Source organism: Paenibacillus sp. FSL P4-0338, from assembly GCF_038002365.1.
Classification (GTDB): domain Bacteria; phylum Bacillota; class Bacilli; order Paenibacillales; family Paenibacillaceae; genus Paenibacillus_AQ.
This window is the reverse complement of the sequence record NZ_JBBOCG010000001.1, coordinates 2,027,644-2,050,838: the sequence shown is the minus strand read 5'-3', so window position 1 is coordinate 2,050,838 and position 23,195 is coordinate 2,027,644. Positions and strand designations below refer to the sequence as shown.

The following is a 23,195-nucleotide window of genomic DNA, read 5'->3' as shown; positions in this document are numbered from 1 at the left end:
ATGTATGCCTAAATGGAAGGGATAAAGAATGTGAATAAGCAAGAGGTTATCTGTCTGGCACAGTATCTGTTCCCGGGTGAGACCCAGCGTCGGGTGGTGGCAGAGCTCCTGCACACAGCCTCCGGCTCCAAGCGGATCTGCAGAATGAAATTCAATGAGCGTGAATATGCGCAGGATGTATGCCTGCAAGTACATAAGGATAAGATCCTCCTGACAGGGTTAACGGAAGAGGATGATTTCGCCTACGGGCTGAAGGAACCGGCAGAGATGAAGCGCGCCTGTTATTATCTGTTCAATTGCTTCGAGCGTGCGCAGCCCGGGAATCAGTCCGCTCCAGCGGTATTCCTGTCCAGACGGAGTTATGAGGAGATTCATGAGAAGGCCGGAACGTGGAACCTCTGTGTGCTGGCGGCTTCACTGGAAGCGGAGACGGGAGATCCCGACAGCTCTGTGGAATTGGCTAAAGTGTTGAAGAATAGGACAGCGTCCGGTGAACTGCGGTTATGTGCAAGGAATGATGAAGGCTGGACCCTGCAGCAGATCTCTTACATTGAAGCTTCTTCGGGCGGATGGCTTCTGCGCAGCAGCAGTGAGCAGGAAAACGGGTATATCATTGCGTTCCCGCTGACCCGGGCGGAGTTATGTCATGCTTTTGGGGAATGGCTGCTCTGTTAAGATTATTCTTGCAAAATAGCTTTGGCGGAAGCACCGCTCAACTCTGAAGAGTCTGGCTCGCTGGTCTGGTACAGCGTGAATACGGCGCTGCGATCGCTCATAATGTGGGAGGCGTTGACGAACCGAATATAATGTAAGCGCTTTATACATTGTGCTTTAACCTTTCCATAGACTCCCGCATATGCATAGAGCAAGGGCGAATGACCCGGGAGGAAAGGAGTGGAAAGGATGAAAGGGTTCAAAAGACTGTCATTGCCATTCTTGGTGATGCTTGTGCTCGGCTCTGTTCTTGCAGGCTGCGGCAGTAAATCCGGTAATGTAAAGGTGAAGATCGGTGAAGTTACCCGTTCCGTGTTCTATGCGCCTGAATATGTGGCCTTATCGCAGGGCTTTTTCAAGGATGAAGGGCTGGATGTAGAGCTGCAGACGATACCGGGCGGAGATAAAACCATGACGGCCCTGCTCTCAGGAGCAATCGATGTGGCGCTGGTCGGTTCGGAGACCTCCATTTATGTGTACCAGCAGGGGGCGGATGATCCTGTAATCAATTTCGCCCAGCTTACGCAGCGGGATGGAACCTTCTTGTTCGCGCGTACACCGGACAGCCATTTTACATGGGACAAAGTGAAGGGCTCGACCTTCCTGGGTCAACGGCAAGGGGGCATGCCTCAGATGGCGGGCGCATTCACGCTGCGCAGCAAGGGGATTGATGCGGGGAAGGATCTGACGCTGATCCAGAACATTGATTTTGCTAATATTGCCGGCGCGTTTGCTTCAGGGACCGGGGATTATGTGCAGCTGTTCGAGCCTCAGGCATCGATCTTCGAGAGTGAAGGCCGGGGCCAGGTGGTCGCTTCCTTCGGGGTAGAGAGCGGTTATCTGCCATATACGGTATTCATGTCCAAGCAGAGCTACATTACTAAGAATCAGGATACGGTGCAGAAATTCACCAATGCGGTCCAGCGTGCCCAGTTATGGGTGAAGGATCATAATCCTGAGGAGATTGCTGACGCGGTTATGCCTTATTTTGAAAAGATTGACCGGAGCATTGTGGTCTCTGCCATCAGCCGTTATAAGGAACAGGATACCTATGCCGTCAATCCTGTGATCGATGACAAGGAATGGAATAATCTACTGGATGTGATTGACCATGCCGGTGAGCTGAAGGAACGAATCCCTGCCGCTAAAATTGTTAATAACAGCTTTGCAGAGCAGGCAGAGAGCACCATTAAGGAGTGAGGAGGCCGACCACTATGCTTCCAGTAGTCGAGTTGAAGGAAGTCACGCACGCCTATCTGGGAGACCGCGAGGCTTCGCTTGCTATAGAGGATCTTAGTCTCAGCGTCGGCCAAGGCGAGTTCGTCAGCCTGGTCGGACCGAGCGGCTGCGGCAAAACAACGATTCTGTCGATCATCGCCGGGCTGCTGCAGCCTTCACGCGGTGAGGTGCTGCTCAGCGGACGCCCGAACACGGGTCCTTCGCCGGAGGTCGGCTATATGCTCCAGCAGGACTATCTCTTTCCCTGGAGGACGATTGAGGATAACGCGCTGCTCGGGCTGGAGCTAACCGGAAGGCTCACCGGAAGCTCGCGTGCCAAATCCCTGCAGCTGCTGGCTGATATGGGGCTGGAAGGCAAGGAGCAAGCCTATCCGGCACAGCTCTCAGGAGGGATGCGCCAGCGTGTTGCCCTCGTGCGGACACTGGCTACCGACCCCAGCCTGCTGCTGCTCGATGAGCCATTCTCGGCGCTGGACTACCAGATTAAGCTGCAACTTGAGGATCTGGTCTCGGAGACGCTGATGCGACGGGGAACCACGGCTATTCTGGTTACGCATGACCTGTCTGAAGCGATTGCGGTCAGCAGCCGGGTCATTCTGCTCCAGCCGAATCCGGGCAGAATCCGCAGAATTTTTGAGATTCCGGAAGCGATTCGCCGCACCCCGCCGCTGTATGCGCGGGACCTGCCGGGCTTCGCGGAGCTTTTTCACGAGGTATGGAAGGAAATGGAGCTGGCAGGGAGGGAAGAGATGTGAATACAGAAGCGCAGCCCCATGAGACGGCCTCCCGTGCGCAGTGGCTGGAACAGAAGCATGCGGATTACAGGAAGAAGAAGCTGCGCCGCAAGAGTCAGGTGCTTATGGTCCGGAGCAGCCTGCTGCTGGTGTTCTTCGTGTTCTGGGAAGCCGGGGCCAGAATGGGCTGGATCGATGAGCTGCTGTTCAGCTATCCGACGAAGGTGTTCGGGCAGATCTGGGAGGACATGATCAGCGGCAGTCTGTGGCCGCATCTGGGAATGACCGTGGGCGAGACCGCGGTGGGCTTTATTCTGGGTACCTTAATCGGAACGCTGCTGGCTGTCGTCATTTGGTGGTCGCCTTTTCTGTCCGCCGTCCTGGACCCTTATATGGTTGTGTTCAACAGTATGCCGAAGGTGGCGCTCGGCCCAATCTTCATTGTAATGTTCGGGGCAGGCTTCACCGCCATCGTCATTACCACCTTATCGATTACCGTGATTATCACGACGCTGGTAGTGTACAATAGCTTTTGCAGCGTGGACCCGAATCTGGTCAAAGTGGTTCGCTCCTTCGGCGCTTCCAAGAGCCAGGAGTTCTGCAAAGTAATTCTCCCGGCGTCGTTCCCGGCTGTGGTCTCCACTCTCAAGGTGAATGTCGGTATGTCCTGGGTCGGCGTCATTGTCGGTGAATTTCTGGTTGCGAAATCGGGGCTGGGGTATCTGATCATTTACGGCTTTCAGGTGTTCAACTTCACCCTGGTCATGTCGAGTCTGCTCATTATTGCGGCTGTCGCTACGGCCATGTACCAGCTGGTGGTGTATGTGGAGAAGCTGCTGCTGTCGAGACGGTGAGAAGCATGTCATGTTGTGTCTCTTAGCAAAATCTTGTACCATGACTATATCTTTATCTGAATTATGAAGCTTAACGGTGTAGGAGAGATATTCACATGGGATTTCGTATTATTAAAACGGCGGCTGCAACTCTGCTGTCTATTCTGCTGGCAGCCGCCGCTGGTATCCCTAATGCACAAAGTGCGGGACTGCTGGCTATTCTCGGGGTGGAAACGACCCGCAAAAGGAGTCTACGCACGATTTCGGCGCGCTTTTTCGCCTCATTGGTGGGACTCTTTTTGGGCTGTATTCTGTTCTGGGCCCTGGGCTTTCATTATTGGGTACTAGGACTGTATGTATTGTTCGGCTTCCCGCTGATCGTCAAAGCCGGCTTCAAAGAAGGGATCGTCACCAGCTCAGTTATCGTGTTCCGTGTATTTGGACAAGCTGATATCACGGTTCATATCCTGCTGCAGCAGGTGGAGCTGCTGATTATCGGCCTCGGCTCGGCCGGACTTGTGAACTTCATCTATATGCCGCAGACCGGCGGGATCATTGCGGGCATCCGCAAAGAGGTGGACGGCTACTTCTCGGTCATCTTCCGGCAAATGGCCAGAACACTCCGTGATCCAAGTTATATCTGGGACGGGAAAGAGCTGATCGGAGCAGGGGAGACTGTTCAGAAGGGACTGAGCGCGGCATCCAGGGAAATGGAGAATCATGTGATCCACCCGGATGAGGCCTGGAATGTGTACTTCTATATGCGCAAGGAGCAGCTGGAGTCCATCCAGAATATGATGCAGCTGCTGTCACAGGTGTACCGGCAGCTGCCGCACGGAGATATGGTGGCAGAGCTGTTCGACCAGCTTAGCGGCGATGTGCTGGCTGAGGAATATACGGGCCGGACCGAACGGCTGCTGGAGGAGCTGCAGCAGGAGTTCCAGGAGATGGAGCTGCCGGATTCGCGTGAGGAATTCGAGATCCGCTCCGCTATTCTGCAATTATGCCGTGAGCTTGCGCTGTATCTTAAGATTGCCAAGCGCTATAAAAGCCCGGTGGAGCTGCGTCCGGCCAAGGACAAGCAGCCTGCGAAAGGCAATGCGTAAGCAAATCCATGTAATTTAGGTGTCAGGTATTCACATTCCGGTGTAAAATAACGATAAGAAACATAAGCACCCCAAGTGAGCTTGTCTCTTAAGTGATGTCTAAAACCCAAGAATCTTGGTCTGGCAGGTGAGGAATATGAATAACAGCAATGATCAATATATCGGCAAACAGCTGGTAGCGAACCTTTTCAATCATAGCGGTGTATTTGTCTTGCCGGCATTGACCCTGCTTACCGGAGAGCATATCCGCCTGATTACACAGCACAAGATCGTTCTGGAGCCGCAGGATGTGGTCCAGGTCGATAGCGCTGCATTCTATCAGTTGGCTGTGGATGACTGTACGGCGGCGATGGAGAGTATTTTTGAGCAGCTGCGCTATACGAAGACGAAGCGTCTGCCGATGATTGAGCTCAGGAATGAAGTGATCCCGTTCATTCAGCAGGTGAGCGAGAAGAATGATTTCTTTGGAATATTGTCTGCGCTGCAGACTAAGGATGACTATACATACAGGCATAATGTGGCGGTGGGCATCATCTCTACGCTGCTCGGCAAATGGCTGAAGCTGAAGCCGGACGAGCTGAGTATGCTGACGATTGCTGCGACGCTGCATGATATCGGCAAAATTATGATTCCGGCCGAGATCCTCACCAAACCGGGTCCGCTGAGTGAGGATGAATATGCCCTGATGAAGAAGCACACGACCTATGGCTATGAGATGATCCGCGATACGGTGGGCACCAATCATATGCAGGCGCTTGTGGCGCTGCAGCATCACGAACGGATGGACGGCAGCGGCTACCCCTTCGGCGTGCTGGGCCACCGGATTACGGATTTCAGCAAAATCGTGGCGGTGGCGGATATTTTCCACGCAATGACTTCAGACCGGTTCTACCGTACAGCTGCGCCGCTGTATGAGGTGCTTAAGCAGATGGATGAGAACGTCTACGGCAAGCTGGACCCGTATATCTGCAGTGTGTTCATTAATAAGCTGATGCAATCGATGATCGGCAATGAGGTGCTCCTGACGGACGGGCAGATCGGCAAAATCATTATGATTCTGGCCCATGACCCGCTGCGTCCGCTGGTGAACATCGGTGAGGATTTCATTGATCTCAGCCGCCACCGGCAGCTTGGCATCGTACGTGTACTTTCCTAGCAGGGAGCCTGGCCCCTTCCCGGCTTAAGATGTTGGCACAACAAAAAGTAGCGGTTTTCCCGGTTAGGGGGAGCCGCTACTTTTGTTTTTTTTCGGGTCAGGAGATTCATAATGGACTAAATCCGGCAATAAAATGAAGCAAAGGGCTTCAGTTACGGCATCTGAGGGCTTACCCAAATTTATTTCTACTCTAACAATCAACAAATGCCCAGAACGTGCATACACTTGATAGTGAATGATTGTATGGAGGAGGTTCAAAGATGTCATTAAGCCATAAACGTCAAACAAGGGAGATCATTACGAAGGCAATTTGCGGCAAAGGTCGTAAGTTCTCTACAGCAACCCATACCGTGACTCCGCCACATCATCCGACTAGTATTCTGGGGGCTTGGATCATTAACCACCAGTACGAAGCGGTTGCCGCCGGGAACGGAATCGAAGTGATTGGTACCTATGATGTGAACATCTGGTATTCGTACGACAAAAACAAGCAGACCGAGGTTGCCAAGGAAACGGTCTCCTATGTGGAGCTTATTCCATTGTCGTACCTCGACCCGAGACACCGTGCTTCCACGGCACAGGTCTCTGCGGAGGCAACGCAGGAACCCAATTGTGTGGAAGCCGGGGTATCGCCGGGCGGAGGCAGTGTGACACTCCGGGTGGAACGCGAGTTCGATGCGGAACTGGTGGCTGAGACCAAGCTCCGCGTGTTTGTCAGTGATCAGAGTGACGATCTGGAAGACAAGGATTATGATTTTGAAGGCGAGAATTACGATTACGATGATCTGGACCCTGATGCTCTGGATGATGAGTTGTAGGAAGGAATATGCCGCTGCCTGAAGTACTGTGTGGGTTATGATCCATTATATGATGAGAGGGCAGCGGCGTAGAGGGCGAATGCCCTCTTTTTTTTAAAATATTTTTTTAAATGGTAAGGATGTAGGCTTCATACTGTTAAGTATCCTTCAAGGCACAGAGATGCGTAGGGGAATGCTTGCGCTGGAGGCGCGGCATTCATCAGGAAAGTTAAACGGGGCAGCGTTTGAATGTCCAAGTATACACCGCAGCGGCGATCAAGCTTCGGGTGCAATTTTTGTGCTATTTCCACTTGAACATTTGGGGGTCAGGCTTCCTCAGCGGCTTATCGCTCAAAGGGTATTGTCCGGTTTTAGGACGGTGCGCGAGGGGATACGGCTCTGAGGAATTTCGTATGGGCGGAGGCATTAGACATGAATGAAGGGCTGAACATATTCCGGCAGCTTGCGCCGGAGCAGATCGAACGCAGGCTCCGGCGCTGCGGGATTGAGGCCGACTCCAATTCTATCGCTAGAGGGGCACGGCGTGAAGATACAAGAGACACCCATGCTCATTCACATGGACAAGACCCCGCAAGCTACAGACAGCACTACCGCGTGCTTATTTTCAATCTGACCGTGTTGGACTGCCAGCCGCTCGGAGCTGGAGCGGCTATGGGCGGGGGGCGGGGGGTTGGAAGGTTGGGTAGGGATGATGGGGGAGTAGCTGGATGGCAAGGGGAGTATAGGAATGGTGTGGGAGGAGCTGGGGGGCAAGATGAGTATAGGAATGGTGTGGGAGGAGTTGGAAGTCAAGGCGGGAATGGGAGTGGTGGGGGCGTATCTGGAAGGCAAAGTGAGTATGGGAGTTTCGTGGATGAGCTTGGCAGTTTAGGTGGTGGGGTAAGGGGGCTGCGGGGGGCTGCAGGGGTTCTGCAGACTTCAGCGGTGCGGGCGCTGTATAGTCTGGGCCTGGATAGCGGCGAGGTGGAGCTGCGGGCCATGGGCGAGCGGCGGTACATGGTGACAGGGATCACTCCGGTGATGCCCGATCCCGCTGGAGCGCTGCCTGAGCCGTACGGGTCAGCTTCCGCAGCGCTTGCGCGGATGCTTGACAGTGAGCAGCCGGGCCGGCCTGGGCTGCTCATGGGCATGGACCCGGAGTTCCTGCTGCTCCGGGAATCCACGGGCCGCGTCGTGCCGGCGTCGCGGTACCTGCCCATGGACGGCGTCGCGGGCTGCGACGCCGGACCCCCGGGAACGCGCGGCGTGTTCCCGGTGGCGGAGCTGCGCCCTGCGCCGCGCGGGGAACCGCGCGCGCTGCTGGCGCAGCTGATGTCCGCCGCACGCGAGGCGGACCGGCTCATTGCCGACCGCTCGCTGCGCTGGCGGGCGGGAGGGATGCCGCTGCGGGGCTGGGCCCTCGGCGGCCACCTGCACTTCAGCGGCGTCACGCTGTGTGCGCCGCTCCTGCGTGCGCTAGATAACTATCTAGCGCTGCCCCTGTTCCTGCTGGAGGACATCCGGGCTGCGGCCCGGCGTCCCCGCTATGGCGTGCTCGGCGATTTCCGCCCTCAGCCGCATGGCGGCTTCGAGTACCGGACCCTGCCGAGCTTCCTGGTCTCCCCGGTCATCGCCAAAGGCGCGGTCTGCCTGGCTCACCTGATCGTGAGCCATTATGAAGACCTGCCGCTGCGCCCGCTCGACCGGGAAGACCTGCATGCCGCCTTCTACAGTGGCGGCAAAGCTCCTCTGCGCACAGCCTGGCCTCCTCTGGAGGCGCAGCTGCGCACACTGGGCGGCTACGCAGCCGCCGCCCGGTGGATTGATCCGTTGCTGCGCGCCATAGCGGAGCAGCAGAGCTGGGATGAGTCGCGGGATATCCGCGGCTCCTGGGTACAGAGCGCCCCGCCGGATTCCGGGGCGCTGCCGTCTTGGCGGGCGGATGCTTATCAATAGAGTACGCCGCCCGTCAAGTCCCGATAGCCGCCGGTTACAGCTTTTCTGCACCACTAGGTGTGGGAAGCTGCTGCTTTGGCGGCTATTTTTTAAAACAAACAATTCTTCATGAAATTTCGTTCTAGTTTGACACAGAAAACGGTGGCACTCTGAGGTTACTTTTGATCATTCACTCATGGTTCGCCTATACAGGAGACGGATGGTTAAACTGATTTTCACTACTTCCACGTAAAATCTGATATCTGCTACCAATACAAGTGACTATTCTAATCCCGCTATCGCAACTACATGGGTCTGTTGAAGTAATTAACGAAGTGAATATCAAAGTGGTTGTATTTACTGCAGCAGAATCGTCGTTTGCCAGCGCTGAGATACATTCTGATGTAGTTTGTACATTAGAATTCTGGAATTTGGTCCGAAAACTCTCCTTGTAAGGATTTCTAATGTACGAAGTGCAGCAGATCCCATTTATCAGCCAATTACAGGGCCATCTAATGTACAAACTACAATAGAATAAAAAACCTGCCGGAAATCTCATCTCCTTCCCCCAAGTTACTCACGGCTGCCCCTACATCCTCGCCCAGCCCAGCATCCTGCCTCACCCGCTCCTCGCACTCGCATCCTGCCTCACAAGTTACTCACACCCGCCCCCCACATCCTCACACGCCCCAGCATCGACTTACACCTGCTCCAACATCTTCACATTCCTCCCACCCCCAAACCATATATCTCCCACACTCTCACCCCTCACTCCCCCCTATTCCTCTAAGTGACACCCCTCCCCCTACCGCCATGAACATCCGCCCCAACTTTTAGCAACCGCCGCAGGCGTGCCGGGGGTAACCCGGGGAGCGGAGTTTCTGCTATAATAGAGAACAGTATGAAGTAGGTATGGAGGTAGACGATGGCAAACTATACGCCGATGATTCAGCAGTATCTCAAAGTCAAGGAGGGGGCTAAAGACGCTTTCCTTTTCTTTCGTCTGGGCGATTTCTATGAAATGTTCTTCGAAGATGCACTGCTTGCATCCAAAGAGCTTGAGATTACATTAACAGGCCGTGACGGCGGGATCGGTGAGAAAATTCCGATGTGCGGGGTGCCGTATCATGCCGCCGAGGGGTACATACAGCGACTGATCGAGAAGGGCTACAAGGTCGCGATCTGCGAGCAGCTGGATGATCCTGCGGTGACCAAAGGGATGGTCCGCCGCGATATCGTCCGGGTCGTTACACCGGGTACAGTGATGGACGGCAAGATCATTTCGGACAAAAGCAACAACTACCTCGTCTGCGTAACAGAGGAAGACGGGATGATGGCGCTGGCTGCCTGCGATTTGACGACAGGTGAGCTGTATGTCACCTCGGTACTCGCAAGCACCGAGTGGCTGCGCGACGAGATTGGCATCTACGAGCCCGCAGAGATTATTGGGGATTCAGCCCTGCTGGAGGAGCTGCGCAGTGAAGCTTCCCTGCTGGCCAAGCCTGTGGTCTATACCCCGTGGGACAAGCAGGAGGAAGCGCTGGCCCGCCGCCAGTTCGGTGAAGCGGCCTGGGTCCGGCTGGAGAAGGAGCGCGGCCGTGCCCTGGCGCTGCTGATCTCCTATTTCAGCGAGACACAGCGCCGTTCACTAGGGCAACTTACCCAGATCTCGCCTTACGAACCAGGGAATTATATGATTCTCGATCCGTTCACCCGGCGTAATCTGGAGCTGACCGAGACCGTGCGGGAACGCTCCAAAAAAGGCTCGCTGCTCTGGCTCCTGGACCGCACCGAGACCTCCATGGGCGGCCGCCTGCTGCGCCGCCGGATTGATAAGCCGCTGCTGCAGCGCGCGCCGATTGAGCGCCGTCTGGAAGCCGTTGACTATCTGTATAACCAGTTTATTGTCCGCGAGGACCTGCGCGGGGCGCTGAAGGAGATCTATGATCTGGAACGGCTTGTCGGACGGATTGCCTTCGGCAGCGCCAACGGGCGGGATATGAACGCACTGAGGCTGTCCCTGGCCCAGATTCCTGCGCTGAAGGAGATGTGCCTGACCTCTGGTTCCTCTACCTTAAGGGAGATCGGCGCAACCATGGATGAATGCGCGGAGCTTCGTGAAGATATTGAACGGGCGATTGTGGAGGATGCACCGGTGTCCGTGCGTGACGGCGGAATTATCCGTGGGGGTTACCATGAGCGGCTGGACGAGCTGCGGGAAGCCAGCAGCAGCGGCAAACGCTGGATTGCCGAGCTTGAAGCGAAGGAACGCCAGGTGACCGGGATCAAATCCCTCAAGATCGGCTACAACAAAGTCTTCGGATATTATATAGAAATTACCCGCTCCAATCTGTCCTCGCTGCCGGAAGGCCGTTACGAGCGCAAGCAGACGCTGGCCAATGCCGAGCGTTATGTCACTCCTGAGCTGAAGGAGAAAGAAGCACTGATCCTGGAAGCCCAGGATAAGATGACAGATCTGGAATACAGTCTGTTCACCGAGCTGCGCGAGCGGATTAGCAGCCAGGTTCCGCGCCTGCAGGCGCTGGCCGAGAAGGTGGCGGAGATTGATGTGTATCAGTGCTTAGCAGCGGTCAGCGCCGAGCACCGGTTCGTGAAGCCTAAGCTATCCGACAGCTACGATCTGCGGGTTGAAGGCGGACGCCATCCGGTAGTAGAGGCAGTGCTGAAGGATTCGGCGTTCATTGCCAACGGCAGCACACTCAGTAAGGACGAAGGCAATATCCTGCTGATCACAGGACCGAACATGGCCGGCAAAAGCACGTATATGCGCCAGGTGGCGCTCATCTGCATCATGGCCCAGATCGGCTGCTTCGTGCCTGCGGCCAGCGCCGAGGTGGCACTGATCGACCGCATCTTCACGCGGATCGGTGCAGCGGATGACCTGATCGGCGGCCAGAGCACGTTCATGGTCGAGATGGCTGACATTCAGGTCATGACCGAGAAAGCAACTGCCCGCAGCCTGATCATCATCGATGAGCTGGGCCGGGGGACCTCGACCAGCGAAGGGATGGCGATTGCCCAGGCGGTGATCGAATACGTGCATGATACCATTGCCTGCAAGGCACTGGTATCGACGCATTTCCATGAGCTGGCCCATCTGGAGCAGAGCCTTGAGGGGCTGCGGAATTATTCGATGGCAGTCCAGGAGAGCGGCGACAAGGTGAACTTCCTCCGTAAGCTTGTGCCGGGAGCTGCGGACAGCAGCTACGGGATTTATTGTGCAAGGCTGGCTGGATTGCCGGAAGGGATTATCGACCGGGCCTACGGACTGCTCCAGAGCATTGAGCAGGCTTCTCCGCCGGGCAGCGCAGCGCTGAATTACGGCACGGGTTACAGTGACCGGAGCGGGGGCGGAACAGTCATACAGGAGCATCAGGCTAGCGCTGCGCAGACGCCGGATGCCGGAGAAGGAGCTGCCACAGGCAGCCAATCCTATTCGGCTGAACGCACCACGCAAGCTCCGGCACATCCAGACCCCTATCCCGAAGCAGCAGCTTCTATGGCTGCCGGACAGCGGGAAGCTGCCGTATCCCTTGCTTCTCCTGTAGAGGAAGAGGACAATGAAGTGGTGCAGCTGTCTATTTTTGGCGAGGAAGAGCCGCGTAAGAACCGCAAGGGCGGGGCAAACGCACCGGCCGTCAAGGACAATCCGCTGCTCAAAGAGTTAATCAACGCCGTGCAAGGCGCCGATCTGATGAATATGACTCCGCTGCAGGCGATGGGCCTGCTGAATGAGCTGAAGCTGAAGGCAAGGGAGCTGTAGTTGAGCGGTATATGGACCAAATATATGTGAAAAACAGCATACATTGTGCTCGCGCGAAGGTAATCTCATCCGTTAGGATGATTTTGTTCCTGAAACAGTACCGTCCTTTAAAAGGACGGCAAAGCCGTTTCCACTTGTCCGAATAAGGCTTTTGTCCGTTAATGTTCAATACTATCTATAAAAATTAGTAAATGCGGGGTGAACGAATATGGCTAAAATTCATGTGCTGGATGAGCATATTGCCAACCAGATTGCGGCCGGGGAGGTGGTCGAGCGTCCTGCTTCCGTAGTGAAGGAGCTGGTGGAGAACGCGATTGATGCGGGCAGCACCCGCATTGAAGTCTCTGTGGAAGAGGGGGGACTGCAGAGCATCCGGGTTAAGGATAACGGCTCGGGGATCGAGCCGGAGGACTGCGAGACTGCCTTCTACCGCCATGCGACCAGCAAAATTGCCAGCGGCCGTGATCTCTTCCTGATCACCAGCCTCGGCTTCCGTGGAGAAGCGCTGGCGAGTATCGCGGCGGTATCGAAGCTGACCCTGCTGACCGCAAGCGGAGACGACGGGAAGGGGCGGGTGCTGGATATCGAGGGCGGCAGGCTGATCCGTAATGAAGATGCAGCTTCCGGCAAGGGAAGTGACCTTACCGTGCGCGAGCTGTTCTATAATACGCCTGCACGCCTGAAGTATATGAAGAGCATCCAGACTGAGCTGGGCCATATCTCGGATGCCATGTACCGGATGGCACTGGCCCACCCGGATATCTCCTTCACCCTTCAGCATAACAGCAATCAATTGCTGCATACGCTGGGCAACGGAGATCTGCTGCAGGTAATTGCTGCTGTATATGGCACCTCAGCAGCCAAGGCCATGCTCCCGGTGTCTGCGGAAGATCCGGACTTCCGGATCTCCGGCTATATCAGCCGTCCCGAGTGGACACGCTCGAACCGCAATGCGGTTACCACACTGGTTGGGGGACGGTATATCCGCAGCAACGGACTGAACGCGGCGATTATGCGCGCTTACCATACGCTGCTGCCGATTAACCGTTATCCGCTGCTGGTCCTGAAGCTGGAGATGCACCCTTCACTGGTGGATGTCAACGTGCATCCGGCCAAGCTTGAAGTTCGCTTCAGCAAAGAACCCGAGCTGTACGGGTTCATAGAGCAGCAGATCCGCTCGCTGCTGATGGGCCAGAGCCTGATTCCGCGCCCCACTAAGGAGATCATCGGCGGCAAGAACAGCAGCTCATTCATTCAGGAGCAATTTGCCTTCTCCAAAGGTGCAGCTCCGGGCAGTGTTCAGCAAGGTACGGAAGCAGGAGGCACAGATAAGTCTGTAGATCCGCGCAGCTACGGACAGGGATTACCTGGCGGTGCTGGCGCCGCAGCGGGCAATCAGCTGCCTTCCAGCGGAGCGAACGGCGCTCTTTTCTCTGGCAGCGCTGGTCCATTAACTAACCCTGCCGCTGGAGGCCCTCACGCTGCTTCCCAAGCATTCGGGAATACCCAGCCATATAGCAGCAATACGCAGCAGGCCAGAGAGACGGCCGCTGCATACAGCGGCGGTAACGCCACCCAGGGTTCATACCGCCAGCCGTCCACCGGCCCCCGCGACAGCTACCGTCCTCAGGCAGCCATCGCTGGCCGGGGGCAGCAGCAGGCGGCCGGGGAGCTGTACGCACCTGCGGAGCAGACCGGCTCGGGTCTTCCTCAGTTTCCAGAGCTGAATTATATCGGCCAGCATCACGGAACCTATATCATCGCCCAGAATGACAGCGGGCTGTACCTGATTGACCAGCACGCTGCGCATGAGCGGGTGAATTATGAATTTTATTATGAGAAATTCGGCAAGCCGGAAGATGCCTCGCAGGAGCTTTTGTTGCCGATTACGCTGGAGTTCACGCCTTCGGAGAGCAGGCAGCTTAGCGAACGGCTCCACTGGTTCGAGCAGGCGGGGGTCGTGCTTGAGCATTTTGGCGGACAGACCTTCCTGGTTCGTTCCCTGCCGTACTGGTTCCCGGAAGGGGACGAGAAGGCGGTCATTGAAGAGATGGCAGAGTGGGTCTTAAGCGAACGGTCGATTGACCTCGCCAAGCTGCGCGAGAAATCCTCCATTCTCTGCTCCTGCAAGGCTTCGATCAAAGCCAATCAGAAGCTTACAGAGCTGGAAGTGGAATCGCTCCTCACCAGGCTCGCGGCCTGCCGTCAGCCTTATACCTGTCCGCATGGACGTCCGATCGTTGTGTCGTTCTCGGCTTATGATTTGGAGAAGCTGTTTAAGCGCGTTATGTAGTGGCTATATTGTACATTTATAGAGTGCAGGATCGGAGGCAACATGATTATAACCACGGGCTTTGACCCGATACCGCAAGTGGTGGCCCGGGCCCGGGAGCTTGCGGAACGCACAGGCTGCGCCTATGCTCCGAGAGCGAAATTCTCGATGGGCAAGATGGTGGAGCATTATGGGGACGAACAGATTCTGGTAGTCCTCCAGGAGGCAGTCCGGCTGATTACACCGGCAATGCCGCCGATGGAATTCCATCCCAGCATGGGTTTTGTCCGCGCCAAAAGATTCTTAAGAGGTGAGCCGGACCCCATGATCGATGCCGCAGGCATGCTCCCCGGCGACAGTGTGCTGGACTGCACGGCCGGACTCGGAGCGGATTCGCTGCTGTTCGCAGTCACTGGAGGAGAGACCTCCAAGGTGACGGCGCTGGAGAGTTCGCTGCCGCTGTACGCCTTACTGCTGGAAGGGATGAGCGGGTATGTATCCGGCCAGGTGAAGGTGAATGAGGCGCTGCGCCGTATTGATGTGCAGCACGGGGACCATCTGGAATACCTGCGGGCCCAGCCGGACAAGAGCATCGACATTGTCTACTTCGACCCGATGTTCCGGGTGCCGCTGACGGATTCGGCGGCGATCTCGCCGCTGCGGCAATTCGCCAATCCTGCTGCGCTATCGGCTGACAGCGTGGCTGAGGCCACCAGGGTGGCACGCAAGACCGTGCTGCTCAAGGAGAAGGCGCTGAGCGGAGAATTCACCCGCCTCGGCTTCAAGGAGCTGCTGCGGGCCAATGCCAAAACATCGTACGGGGTGATTACCATTGACAACTGAGACGAAACGCAAAGTGCTTGTACTGCTGGGACCAACTGCGGTCGGAAAAACCAGACTGAGCCTGGAGCTGGCCGAAGCGCACGGAGCCGAGATCATCTCCGGGGATTCAATGCAGGTCTACCGCGGGATGGATATCGGGACGGCCAAGATTACGCCTGAGGAGATGAAGGGCATTCCCCATCATTTGATTGATATTCATGATCCGCAGGATGCGTATTCTACGGCTGAATTCCAGGAGCAGGGAGCGCGGCTGATCGAGGAGATCAGCGCGAGAGGCAAGCTGCCTTTTATTGTGGGCGGAACAGGACTGTATATTGAATCGTTATGCTACGGCTTCCGCTTTTCTGAAGCAGTGGCTGACGAGGCATTCCGCGAGCAGCAGGAGGCTTACGCCGAAGAGCATGGGGCTGATGCCCTGCATGCCCGGCTGGCAGCGGTGGACCCGGCCAGCGCGGAGCGGCTGCACCCCAATGACCGCAGGCGGATCATCCGCGCGCTGGAGATTTTTCACCAGACGAACGTCCCGTTATCCGACTCCCTGGCCGGCCAGAACAAGGAGTCTCCCTATGATTTATGCCTGATCGGTTTGACAATGGACCGGAAAATACTATATAAACGTATTGAAGACCGAATCGATCAGATGCTGGCGGATGGCCTCGTGCCTGAGGTGCAGCGGCTGCTGGATCAAGGCTACGGCAGGAGTCTTGTGTCTATGCAGGGTCTGGGCTACAAGGAAATTGCCGCCTACCTGGAAGGGGAGATGACGCTTGAGGAAGCCGTGGTGCTGCTGAAGCGTGATACCCGCCGGTTTGCCAAGCGGCAGTTGTCATGGTTTCGCCACATGAAGGAGATTCAGTGGATTGACGTCCTGGAGAGCCAAAACTTTTCTGAGAATTTTGCGAAATTAAATGGTATAATAGCAGGAAAGTTTCTTACAGGTCTTGAATATACTTCTGAACAATCTAATTGAACCATTGGGGGTACGTCATATGAACAAGTCCATTAACATTCAAGATACGTTCTTGAACCAGCTGCGCAAAGAGAATATCCCTGCTACAGTATATTTGACCAACGGCTTTCAAATCCGGGGAATTATCAAAGCGTTCGACAACTTCACCATTGTCATCGACAGTGACGGGCGCCAGCAGATGGTGTACAAGCATGCGATCTCCACGTTTACTCCGCAGCGAAGCGTATCACTGATGCAGGACAACAATAACGAGAATTAAGATTTTACTGTTTTGAAGCGAAACCTTTTTGTTTATAAATCGTTTGAATAGAGAGTGCGAGAGAGCAACCTGAGAAGGTTGTTCTTTTCATTCGTGAACATCATTTATGTTTTTTCCGTTAAGGGAGTCAGGAGGCAGCATGTCCAGAGACCAACTAACCCGGAGCGGCGGCAATAGAAACAGAGGAAGTCAGCCGTCTAGCTCCCAAGGGAAGCCGAAGAAAAAAAAGAAAAGGTTCTTAACCAAAAAACGTGTGCTGTGGAGTTTGTTTTTTTCAGTTGCGCTGGCTATTTTTTGTGCGCTGGGCGGGTATTTGTTCATCATGCTGAACGGGCAGAAGCTGCTGGATGAGAACCGGGATAAGCTGACGGTGAATCCGCCGACGCAGATTTTTGACCGGAACCGGAATCTGATCGGCGAGCTGTCGCTGGAGAAGAGCGACCCGGTGGAATACCAGGATATTCCCAAGCTGCTGATTGACGCATTTGTAGCCACCGAGGACAAAAGGTTCTTCGAGCACAACGGGGTGGATCTCTGGTCCATCGGACGCGCGGCTGTCAAGGATATTGCGGCGCGCAGCATGGTTGAAGGCGGCAGTACGATCACCCAGCAGCTGGCGAAGAATATCTTCCTGACCCGGGATAAGACCTTCTTCCGTAAGGCGACCGAGGTTTCGATTGCCGTGGCACTGGAGAAAACAGAAACCAAAGAAGAAATCATTAAGATGTACCTGAACCGGATTCCTTTCGGCGGAACGGTTTACGGGATTAAGGCTGCTTCCATCCGTTATTTCGGGGAAAGCAATCTGAATAAACTTGAGCTGTGGCAAATAGCGACCTTGGCTGCAATGCCCAAAGGGCCATCCCGTTATAATCCGCTGCGTAACCCCGAGCTGTCGAAGGAACGCCGCGGCGTAGTGCTTCAACTCATGTATGAGCAGAAGCTGATCACTAAGGAGCAGATGGACGAGGCGAAGGTCGTGGATTACAACTACAAGCCGCCTGAGAAGAAGCAGCGTTACCAGGCATTCATCGATTATGCGATTGGTGAGGCTGAGGACAAATTCGGGCTGACCGAGGATGATCTCAACATCGGCGGCTATAAGATTTATACAACCATGGATAAGCATGCCCAGGAGACGATTGAGGATGCTTTTGCCGACAGTGATAACTTCGAGAAGAGTGTGGACGATGAGCTGGTCCAGGGCTCAATGACTATTGTGAATCAGGAGAATGGCAGCGTTGTAGCCTTGATGGGCGGACGTAACTATGAGAAAAAAGGCTACAGCCGGATCGACGGCAGCCGCCGCTCACCGGGTTCTGCCTTCAAGCCCCTGGTATCCTATGCACCGGCACTGGAATCCGGCAAATTCACGAATGATTCCATGCTGAGTAATGAGAAGCAGTGCTTCGGCAAATATTGTCCGAACAATCTGCACGGGTACTCGAAATCGATCAGTATGAGTGATGCGCTGACGAAGTCGGAGAATATTCCGGCGGTCTGGCTGCTGAATGAGATCGGTGTGAATACCGGCTTTCAGTTCGCCAAGAAGCTGGGGATCAACCTGAAGGATGAAGACAAGAACCTGTCGCTCGCCCTCGGAGGGATGAGTGAGGGAACGAACACGATGGAGATGGCCCAGGCTTACAGCGCCTTCGCCAACGGCGGAGAGCTGCGGGAGGCATATGCTATCAAGTCGATAGCCGACAGTGATGATAAGACGGTCTACAAGGCGAACACCAAGCCAGACCGTGTAATGAGTGAACAGACGGCTTATCAGATGACTGAGATGATGCAGCGTGTTGTACAGGACGGTACGGGTAAAAAAGCAAAAATTAACCGTCCGGTAGCCGGTAAGACCGGTACAACGCAGAGCGGGTATAAGGGCATCAGCTCGAACCGTGATGTCTGGTTCGTCGGCTATACGCCGGAATGGACGGCTGCAGTATGGATGGGCTATGACAAGCCGAGCAAAACCCATCTGCTGAAGAACAGCAGTCCGCTGGCCGCTGCCTTCTGGGGCAAGGTGATGGAGAAGGCGCTAGAAGGTGTACCTGCCAAGCAGTTCCCGGTACCGAAGGGTGCTGCTCCAGAGGTAGAGGCTACACCGACACCTGAAGCGGTATCGGCGGTAGCGGGCTTCCAGGCTGCTTATGATCCATCCACGATGACGGTGAACATGAGCTGGAATCCTGCTGCGGCCAGCGGGGTAGAATACCGTATTTACCGCCGTGAGACCTCTGAGACGGACTTCACATCGATTATGAACACCATGGCCTCGAATATCGGGGACATCAGTGCGATGCCGGGACTGTCCTATGAATATTATGTGACTGCATATTATCAGGAGCTTGATCAGGAGAGCGAACCGTCCGAGACTGTAACTGTGTCCGTTCAGGATGAGCTTCAGACCCCTGAGCCAGAGATAACGCCTGACCCGAATATGCCTACGGATAACCCCGATAACGGCGGCAATTCAGGAAATGGCGATAACGGCGGCAATCCGCCGGATAATGGACCAGGAAATAACGGTTCTGGTAATAATGGACCGGGCAACCATGGTCCAGGTAATAACGGCAATGGTCAAGGAGGGGAGGGCGGCAGCGGAGCAGCCACATCCCCTCCTGAGATGACACCGCCGCCTGCCACGCCAGAGCCGTTACCGACACCGGCACCGGAGGCGACGAGCGGTACTGTCGATCCCGGAATCATCCCTGACCCGAATGCCGGAACCGATCCGGCAAGTGATCCGGGCAGCGGTTTTGTTGAAGGCCCCGGCAATGTGCATTAGACTGACATGAAGTCAAATTTATAGCATTAACGATTACCCTGACAGCTCCGGGAGCTCTGCACGATGCAGAATTGCCGGATGTCGGGGTTTTCTTGTTTTGAGTGTCTTTGCAAAATGTGTTAAGCTGAATGCACCATTATCAGAAGAGGGTTATTCATATGAAACGTAAATTCGGAGACCGGGCCAACTGGCGCAGGATTACCCGCCGCCATTTTGCCTGCCGCTATGTGGAGACCCGGGAGTTCAGCGGTTATATCACACTCTACACTATATACGGGCTGAAGGAGCCGCTGTGGAAGAGTTACGGCAGGCATACATACCGCATTGCGGACAAGGGATATTCATGGCTGCAGTATTTTCCCAAGGACAGCCACTATATTGTGACGGCCATGTTTGATGAACGGCAAAATATTGTGCAGTGGTATATTGACACCTGCAAGGTCCAGGGCGTGACGGATCAGGGGGTTCCCTGGTTCGACGATCTGTATCTGGACGTTGTAGTGCTGTGGAATGGCGAAGTGTTTTTGCTGGATGAGGATGAACTGGAGGAAGCGCTGGAGCGGGAAGATATCACGGAGAGTGATTATCAGTTAGCCTGGTCAACAGCCAATGCCATACTGCGTGCGATAGACGCTCATGCCTTTCCGTATTTCTCCCTTTCACTGAAGCATCGCGCCGAATTGTTTCATCACGGAGAATTTAGGAGGAAGTAGATCATGGATTGGTATGTCTATCAGCGGGGCTCATCCCCGATCCGCAAAGTATCACGCAAGCGCCATCACCGTACGAAGAGGGTGGTTACGCTATCGCTGCTGGTTCTGATTGTGGCCGGATTCATCTGGTGCGGAGTAGTCTTTAACAGAATTAACAGTGCAGCAACTACCTCGCCCATGGTGAAGGCGGATGCCGGAGTCATTCTGGGCATGTCGATGTGGGGGGATGAACCGAGTCCGGGGCTGAAGGAACGGCTGGATTATGCGCTTGAGCTGTATAAATCTGGTGCATTCAACCATTTTGTTGTCTCTGGAGGGCTGGATCAGCCGGACTACAAATACACGGAAGCCGAAGGTATGAAGAGGTATCTGGTTGCCCATGGAGTACCGGATAAGGTGATCTATCTGGAGGACCAGTCTACCAGCACTTACGAGAACCTGCTGTTCAGTAAGACAATCATGCAGCAGGAGGGATTGTCTTCAGCCGTCGTGATTACTCATGAATTCCATGGCCGCCGCGCCTTGGAGATTGCGCGTAAGCTGGGGTATAAGAACCCGGAGCTTGGTGTCACGGAGTCTAAAGTGATGTCGATGCTTAAGTATAAGCCCCGCGAGATTCTGGCCTACACCAAATGGAAATTGCAGGAGCTGTCGCTGTAAAACTGCTAATTTCCAAAACTGCTAATAACCCCTTTTATACTGGAATAGACTGGTTAGAGCAAGTCAGACCTGTATAATGAGGTGAACTAGGTGAACGGACATGTAGCGGCGGCAAGCAGCGGACGGGAAGAACGCAGACCGTCCAGGCAGATTAACATTGTGCTGAATAATCAGGCTCCGGCTCCGGTGTCCGGCTTGCCGGCTGATAACGCAAGCGGCACGGCAGCTCCCAAGCCCGGCAGCCATAGCGGACTGTTCCAGGAGCTGAGCCGGGAGCTGGATGCACTTGTAGGTCTGGATAACATCAAAGAGCTGGTCTTCGAGATCTATGCCCTGCTACAGGTGGCCCAGATGCGCAGTGAAGCCGGACTTGCCACCGGAGGTCAGGCCTACCATATGGTATTTAAGGGCAATCCGGGAACAGGCAAAACCACGGTTGCACGGATTGTGGCGAAGCTGTTCCAGCGGATGGGTGTGCTCAGCAAAGGGCATCTTATTGAAGTAGAGCGCGCAGATCTGGTAGGCGAATATATCGGACATACTGCCCAGAAGACGCGTGATCTGGTTAAAAAAGCGCTTGGAGGCATTCTCTTCATCGATGAAGCTTACAGTCTGGCACGCGGCGGAGACAAGGACTTCGGCAAGGAGGCCATCGACACATTAGTCAAATCGATGGAGGACCACCGCAGCCAGTTTGTCCTGATTCTGGCCGGGTACTCCGGCGAGATTGATTATTTTCTGATGAGCAATCCGGGTCTGCCCTCGCGGTTTCCGATCCAGGTTGAATTTCCCGACTACACCATCGACCAGCTGTTGCAGATTGCCGAGCTGATGGCCAAGGACCGTGATTATATTCTGATGCCGCAGGCCATACTCAGACTCAAGCAGCATTTGCTTACAGAGAAGACAGAGAGTCTGCACGCTTTCAGCAATGCAAGGTATGTGCGCAACAGTATTGAGAAGGCCGTACGTGCACAGGCTGTACGTTTACTGAACCAATATGAGAGCACAAGTCCGGGCAAGCAAGAGCTGATGACGCTGCGGATTGAGGATTTCAAAGGATAGTATAGGAAGAATAGATAAGGAGCATGGAATGAATGGCAATCACAACACATGATACAGAGACCGAAGTACAGGACCGCGCGATCCTTGTCAGTCTGGTTACGGACAAAATCAAACGCACGGGCATAGACCCGGAGCTTTCGCTTCAGGAACTGGTACAATTAGCCGAGACCGCCGGGGTGGAGGTGCTGGATGTACTGCGGCAGAATAAGGAGACCCCGGATTCTAGATGGTTTATCGGTAAAGGCAAGGTGGAAGAGCTTCGGATGGCCGCTGACGGGCTTGGCGCGAATACCGCCATCTTCGATCAGGAGCTGTCCGGGGCGCAGGTGCGTAATCTGGAAGAGGCGCTGGATCTCAAAATCATTGACCGTACGCAGCTGATTCTCGATATCTTTGCCGGACGCGCGAAGACCCGTGAAGGGATTATCCAGGTAGAGCTGGCCCAGCTGTCTTATCTGCTGCCGCGTCTGTCCGGGCAAGGTAAGAATCTGTCGCGTCAGGGAGGCGGAATCGGTACGAGAGGCCCCGGAGAGAGCAAGCTGGAGACGGATCGCCGGCATATCCGGGACCGCATTACCGAGCTGAAGCGCCAGCTGGATGAGGTGGTCAAGACCCGCGAGCTGCACCGTGAACACCGCCGCAAGAGCGGTGCGGTTCAAGTGGCGCTGGTAGGCTATACCAACGCTGGCAAATCCACGCTGCTGAAGCAGCTGACAGATGCCGATGTGTACATCGAGAACCAATTGTTCGCTACCCTTGACCCTACCTCACGTGTGCTTCAGCTTCCGGGCGGCAAGGAGGTCGTGCTTACGGACACCGTCGGCTTCATTCAGAATCTGCCGCATGATCTTGTAGCCTCCTTCCGTGCTACGCTGGAAGAAGTGAATGAAGCCAATCTGGTGCTGCATGTGGTGGATTCCTCTTCTCCGATGCGTGAGGAGCAGATGGAGGTCGTTCAGACGATTCTGCAGGATCTGGGCGCAGCAGGCAAGCCGCAGGTTGTATTGTTCAACAAAATTGATCTGTGTCAGCCGGAACAGCTGGAGATGCTTCCGACCGGTGAGGGCTTCCTGAAGATCAGTGCTTTTAATGAGGACGACCTCTCACGGATCACGGAGATCATCAGCGACCAGCTTGCCGGGGATACTCTAATCTTCCGCATCCCCGGAGACCGGGGGGATCTGTCTTCTCTGCTCTACCGGGTGGGCGAGGTGCTTGAACCGGATTATGACGGAAGCGATGTACTCTATAACGTGCGGCTGAACAAAGAGGACTACGATAAATGGAGCTACAAGCTGGCTGAATTCGTGGAGCCGCAATAATT

Annotated in this window: 18 protein-coding genes; all 18 read left to right on the top strand. The window is 55.0% G+C overall.

Annotation, left to right across the window (positions count from 1 at the left end; genetic code table 11):
• The first annotated feature begins 30 nt into the window (after nucleotides 1–30).
• The 18 genes from MKZ07_RS08950 (at nucleotide 31) to hflX (ending at nucleotide 23,193) form a co-directional block, all read left to right on the top strand.
• Nucleotides 31–675 carry a hypothetical protein gene (locus MKZ07_RS08950; RefSeq protein ID WP_036699052.1) on the top strand — a complete coding sequence of 215 codons (645 nt, stop codon included), beginning with the start codon at nucleotides 31–33 and terminating at the stop codon, nucleotides 673–675.
• A 228-nt stretch (nucleotides 676–903) separates the two neighbouring features.
• Nucleotides 904–1,914: an ABC transporter substrate-binding protein gene (locus MKZ07_RS08945; protein WP_341025572.1), complete on the top strand. Its 1,011-nt coding sequence runs from the start codon at nucleotides 904–906 to the stop codon at nucleotides 1,912–1,914.
• 14 nt (nucleotides 1,915–1,928) lie between these two features.
• A complete protein-coding gene (locus MKZ07_RS08940) occupies nucleotides 1,929–2,708 on the top strand; it encodes an ABC transporter ATP-binding protein (RefSeq protein WP_036699048.1) in 780 nt (259 codons plus the stop codon).
• Between the two features lie 80 nt (nucleotides 2,709–2,788).
• Complete coding sequence (locus MKZ07_RS08935) at nucleotides 2,789–3,541, top strand: ABC transporter permease (RefSeq protein WP_372238077.1); 753 nt, start codon at nucleotides 2,789–2,791, stop codon at nucleotides 3,539–3,541.
• A gap of 95 nt (nucleotides 3,542–3,636) precedes the next feature.
• Nucleotides 3,637–4,626 (top strand): aromatic acid exporter family protein, encoded by a 990-nt coding sequence (locus tag MKZ07_RS08930; RefSeq protein WP_341025569.1) that lies wholly within the window; start codon nucleotides 3,637–3,639, stop codon nucleotides 4,624–4,626.
• 136 nt (nucleotides 4,627–4,762) lie between these two features.
• Nucleotides 4,763–5,782 (top strand): HD-GYP domain-containing protein, encoded by a 1,020-nt coding sequence (locus MKZ07_RS08925; protein WP_036699042.1) that lies wholly within the window; start codon nucleotides 4,763–4,765, stop codon nucleotides 5,780–5,782.
• Between the two features lie 260 nt (nucleotides 5,783–6,042).
• On the top strand, nucleotides 6,043–6,600 hold the full coding sequence (locus tag MKZ07_RS08920) for an outer spore coat protein CotE (RefSeq protein ID WP_036699039.1): 558 nt from the start codon (nucleotides 6,043–6,045) through the stop codon (nucleotides 6,598–6,600).
• 411 nt (nucleotides 6,601–7,011) lie between these two features.
• Nucleotides 7,012–8,535 carry a putative amidoligase domain-containing protein gene (locus tag MKZ07_RS08915; protein ID WP_341025568.1) on the top strand — a complete coding sequence of 508 codons (1,524 nt, stop codon included), beginning with the start codon at nucleotides 7,012–7,014 and terminating at the stop codon, nucleotides 8,533–8,535.
• Between the two features lie 904 nt (nucleotides 8,536–9,439).
• Entirely contained in the window at nucleotides 9,440–12,298 is a 2,859-nt protein-coding gene (gene mutS / locus MKZ07_RS08910) for a DNA mismatch repair protein MutS (protein WP_341025567.1), read from the top strand.
• Nucleotides 12,299–12,506: 208 nt separating this feature from the next.
• Nucleotides 12,507–14,591: a DNA mismatch repair endonuclease MutL gene (mutL, locus tag MKZ07_RS08905; RefSeq protein WP_036695482.1), complete on the top strand. Its 2,085-nt coding sequence runs from the start codon at nucleotides 12,507–12,509 to the stop codon at nucleotides 14,589–14,591.
• 42 nt (nucleotides 14,592–14,633) lie between these two features.
• Nucleotides 14,634–15,413 (top strand): class I SAM-dependent methyltransferase, encoded by a 780-nt coding sequence (locus MKZ07_RS08900; RefSeq protein WP_341025566.1) that lies wholly within the window; start codon nucleotides 14,634–14,636, stop codon nucleotides 15,411–15,413.
• Nucleotides 15,403–16,383, top strand: a complete 981-nt coding sequence (gene miaA, locus MKZ07_RS08895) for a tRNA (adenosine(37)-N6)-dimethylallyltransferase MiaA (protein ID WP_036695480.1) — start codon at nucleotides 15,403–15,405, stop codon at nucleotides 16,381–16,383. The genes MKZ07_RS08900 and miaA overlap by 11 nt, the downstream gene beginning before the upstream one ends.
• A gap of 19 nt (nucleotides 16,384–16,402) precedes the next feature.
• Nucleotides 16,403–16,642, top strand: a complete 240-nt coding sequence (hfq, locus tag MKZ07_RS08890) for an RNA chaperone Hfq (protein ID WP_036695479.1) — start codon at nucleotides 16,403–16,405, stop codon at nucleotides 16,640–16,642.
• Between the two features lie 139 nt (nucleotides 16,643–16,781).
• The gene (locus tag MKZ07_RS08885; RefSeq protein ID WP_036695478.1) at nucleotides 16,782–19,433 is read left to right on the top strand and encodes a transglycosylase domain-containing protein; all 2,652 of its coding nucleotides are present in this window, start codon (nucleotides 16,782–16,784) and stop codon (nucleotides 19,431–19,433) included.
• Nucleotides 19,434–19,591: 158 nt separating this feature from the next.
• Nucleotides 19,592–20,146 (top strand): DUF402 domain-containing protein, encoded by a 555-nt coding sequence (locus MKZ07_RS08880; RefSeq protein WP_036695477.1) that lies wholly within the window; start codon nucleotides 19,592–19,594, stop codon nucleotides 20,144–20,146.
• Between the two features lie 3 nt (nucleotides 20,147–20,149).
• Nucleotides 20,150–20,806: a YdcF family protein gene (locus MKZ07_RS08875; RefSeq protein WP_341025565.1), complete on the top strand. Its 657-nt coding sequence runs from the start codon at nucleotides 20,150–20,152 to the stop codon at nucleotides 20,804–20,806.
• Between the two features lie 90 nt (nucleotides 20,807–20,896).
• Entirely contained in the window at nucleotides 20,897–21,871 is a 975-nt protein-coding gene (locus tag MKZ07_RS08870) for an AAA family ATPase (protein ID WP_036695476.1), read from the top strand.
• Between the two features lie 32 nt (nucleotides 21,872–21,903).
• Nucleotides 21,904–23,193, top strand: a complete 1,290-nt coding sequence (hflX, locus tag MKZ07_RS08865) for a GTPase HflX (RefSeq protein WP_036695475.1) — start codon at nucleotides 21,904–21,906, stop codon at nucleotides 23,191–23,193.
• Nucleotides 23,194–23,195: the final 2 nt, after the last annotated feature.

Coding starts and splice junctions, on each gene's coding strand:
- MKZ07_RS08945 (WP_341025572.1), top strand. CDS start 904: ATGAAAGGGTTCAAAAGACTGTCATTGCCATTCTTGGTGATGCTTGTG.
- MKZ07_RS08940 (WP_036699048.1), top strand. CDS start 1,929: ATGCTTCCAGTAGTCGAGTTGAAGGAAGTCACGCACGCCTATCTGGGA.
- MKZ07_RS08930 (WP_341025569.1), top strand. CDS start 3,637: ATGGGATTTCGTATTATTAAAACGGCGGCTGCAACTCTGCTGTCTATT.
- MKZ07_RS08925 (WP_036699042.1), top strand. CDS start 4,763: ATGAATAACAGCAATGATCAATATATCGGCAAACAGCTGGTAGCGAAC.
- MKZ07_RS08920 (WP_036699039.1), top strand. CDS start 6,043: ATGTCATTAAGCCATAAACGTCAAACAAGGGAGATCATTACGAAGGCA.
- MKZ07_RS08915 (WP_341025568.1), top strand. CDS start 7,012: ATGAATGAAGGGCTGAACATATTCCGGCAGCTTGCGCCGGAGCAGATC.
- mutS (WP_341025567.1), top strand. CDS start 9,440: ATGGCAAACTATACGCCGATGATTCAGCAGTATCTCAAAGTCAAGGAG.
- mutL (WP_036695482.1), top strand. CDS start 12,507: ATGGCTAAAATTCATGTGCTGGATGAGCATATTGCCAACCAGATTGCG.
- MKZ07_RS08900 (WP_341025566.1), top strand. CDS start 14,634: ATGATTATAACCACGGGCTTTGACCCGATACCGCAAGTGGTGGCCCGG.
- hfq (WP_036695479.1), top strand. CDS start 16,403: ATGAACAAGTCCATTAACATTCAAGATACGTTCTTGAACCAGCTGCGC.
- MKZ07_RS08885 (WP_036695478.1), top strand. CDS start 16,782: ATGTCCAGAGACCAACTAACCCGGAGCGGCGGCAATAGAAACAGAGGA.
- MKZ07_RS08880 (WP_036695477.1), top strand. CDS start 19,592: ATGAAACGTAAATTCGGAGACCGGGCCAACTGGCGCAGGATTACCCGC.
- MKZ07_RS08875 (WP_341025565.1), top strand. CDS start 20,150: ATGGATTGGTATGTCTATCAGCGGGGCTCATCCCCGATCCGCAAAGTA.
- hflX (WP_036695475.1), top strand. CDS start 21,904: ATGGCAATCACAACACATGATACAGAGACCGAAGTACAGGACCGCGCG.